This is a genomic window from Dietzia sp. B19, from assembly GCF_014145155.1.
GTDB lineage: Bacteria > Actinomycetota > Actinomycetes > Mycobacteriales > Mycobacteriaceae > Dietzia > Dietzia natronolimnaea.
This window is the reverse complement of record NZ_JAALED010000513.1, coordinates 1-2,239: the sequence shown is the minus strand read 5'-3', so window position 1 is coordinate 2,239 and position 2,239 is coordinate 1. Positions and strand designations below refer to the sequence as shown.

The following is a 2,239-nucleotide window of genomic DNA, read 5'->3' as shown; positions in this document are numbered from 1 at the left end:
GCGGGGCCCCGGGCTCGTCGAGCTCGTCGTCGTCCCCGTCCGGCCCCATCGCACGCATGTCGTCGCCCTCCGTCACGTCCATTCGTCCCTCCCGCGTGTCACCTCGGCGGCCTCCTCGCCCGTCCAACTCACCAACAGGTCACCGAGCGCCTCGTCCTGGGCGAGCGCCACGGCGCGCGCCCTGTACAACTCCAACAGGGCGAGAAACCTGGCGACGACGACGAGGGAGTCTCCGCACCCGGAGACCAGCTCCCGGAAGTCGACCCACTGGCCCCGGCCCCGGAACCTCAGCAACTCCAGGACGCGGGCGGCCTGCTCGGGGACGGACACGGCCGGGGTGTGCACGTGCGAGACCCCCACCTCCTCCACCGGCCGGGGTCGGAACGCCACGGCGGCGATGGTGGCGAACTGTTCCACGTCGACGCCCAGCTCCACCTCGGGCAGCAGGTCCAGGAACTCCTCGTCCGGACCCGCCGTCCGCGGGTGGGAGTGGCGGGCGGTCCTGTCGAGCTCGGCGAACAGCTCGGCCACCTGGCGGAACGCCCGGAACTGCAGGAGCCGGGCGAAGAGCAGGTCCCGCGCCTGGAGCAGGGCCAGATCCTCCAGGTCCTGGACCTCACCGGAGGGCACGAGTCGTGCGGTCTTGAGGTCGAGCAGCGTGGCCGCCACCACCAGGAACTCGGTGACCTCCTCGAGGCCCGCCTCCCGGCCCAACTCGCGGGCGTGGGCGATGAACTCGTCGGTCACCGAGTGGAGGGCGACCTCGGTCACGTCGAGGCGACGCGAATCGATCAACTTCAGGAGCAGGTCGAACGGGCCGGTGAAGTTGGTCAGGTGGACTGTGAACGCACGCGGATCGGGTACCTCGGTGGCGTCGTCCCCCGGCGGGTGCCCGACCCCGGTCACCGGACCGCTCACCTGCCGCGCTGGATGACCTCGCGAGCCAGCGCCCGGTAGGCCTGCGCACCCGCAGATCTGGGCGCCCACGTGGTGATGGGTTCACCGGCGACGGTGGTCTCCGGGAACCGGACCGTCCGGGTGACGAGGGTGTCGAAGACCTGGTCACCGAACACCTCGACGACGCGGCCGAGGACGTCGCGGGCATGGACCGTCCGGCGGTCGAACATCGTGATCAGGATCCCGGTCAGGTGCAGACGCGGGTTGATCCGGTCGCGGACCTTGTCGATGGTGTCCGTCAACAGGGCGAGCCCACGCAGCGAGAAGTACTCGCACTCCATCGGGATCAACACGCCGTCCGAACAGGCCAGTGCGTTGACGGTGAGCAGCCCCAGTGACGGCTGGCAGTCGATCAGGACGTAGTCGTAGCGGTCGAGCACCGGGTACAGCGCGCGGCCCAGAGCCTGTTCGCGCCCCACCTCGTTGACCAGTTGGATCTCCGCGGCGGACAGGTCGATGTTGGCGGGGATGAGGTCCACCCCCTCCACCCGGGTCCGGACGAGCACCTCCTCCGTCGACACGGTGTTGTCCACCAGGAGGTTGTAGACCGTCAGATCCAGCTGGTGGTGCGGGATGCCCAGGCCCGCCGACAGCGCACCCTGGGGGTCGAGGTCCACGACGAGGACCCGGCGGCCGTACTCCGCGAGGGCGGCGGCCAGGTTGATCGTGCTGGTGGTCTTGCCGACCCCGCCCTTCTGGTTGCACATCGAGAGCACCATGGCGGGACCGTGCGAGGTGAGCGGCTGCGGTTCGGGGATCGCCGAGAAGCCCTCGCCGGCCGCCGGGTCGTCGGCGCCGAGCAGTTCCGCGCGGGAGAACAGTGCGGGATCCATGGTCCCAGAGTCCTGCGCCACCCGCGTCTCCTCTCGCTGCGTCGTCACCTGCGCTCAGGCCGGTCCCCGGTCACGTTACCGTGCCCGGGGGTGGCACTCGGCCCAGACCTCGCGGAGCGTGTCGACGGTGACGAGGGTGTAGACCTGCGTCGTGGTCACCGAGGCGTGCCCCAACAGCTCCTGGACCACCCGGATGTCCGCGCCGCCGTCCAACAAGTGGGTCGCGAAGGAGTGGCGGAAGGAGTGCGGCGAGACGTCGGTGCCGACCGACGCCCGCTCCGCGGCGGCGGCCACCACGTTCCACAGGGACTGCCGGGTGATACGGCCGCCACGGGCGTTGAGGAACAACGCCGGGCCGCCCCGGACCGCCAGTGCGGGACGGGCGCGCACCAGGTAGGCGCCGACCGCATCGCAGGCCGGACGCCCCACCGGGACCACCCGCTCCTTGC

At 70.9% G+C, this 2,239-nt stretch carries 3 protein-coding genes; all 3 read right to left on the bottom strand.

Going from position 1 to position 2,239, the window contains the following annotated elements; translation table 11 throughout:
• Positions 1 to 72: 72 nt before the first annotated feature.
• A complete protein-coding gene (locus tag G6020_RS14050) occupies positions 73 to 906 on the bottom strand; it encodes a segregation/condensation protein A (protein WP_095719363.1) in 834 nt (277 codons plus the stop codon).
• A gap of 8 nt (positions 907 to 914) precedes the next feature.
• Positions 915 to 1,790: a ParA family protein gene (locus G6020_RS14045; RefSeq protein ID WP_179526225.1), complete on the bottom strand. Its 876-nt coding sequence runs from the start codon at positions 1,788 to 1,790 to the stop codon at positions 915 to 917.
• Positions 1,791 to 1,865: 75 nt separating this feature from the next.
• On the bottom strand, positions 1,866 to 2,239 hold a 374-nt coding region (locus tag G6020_RS14040), incomplete at its 5' end, for a tyrosine-type recombinase/integrase (protein ID WP_182611040.1).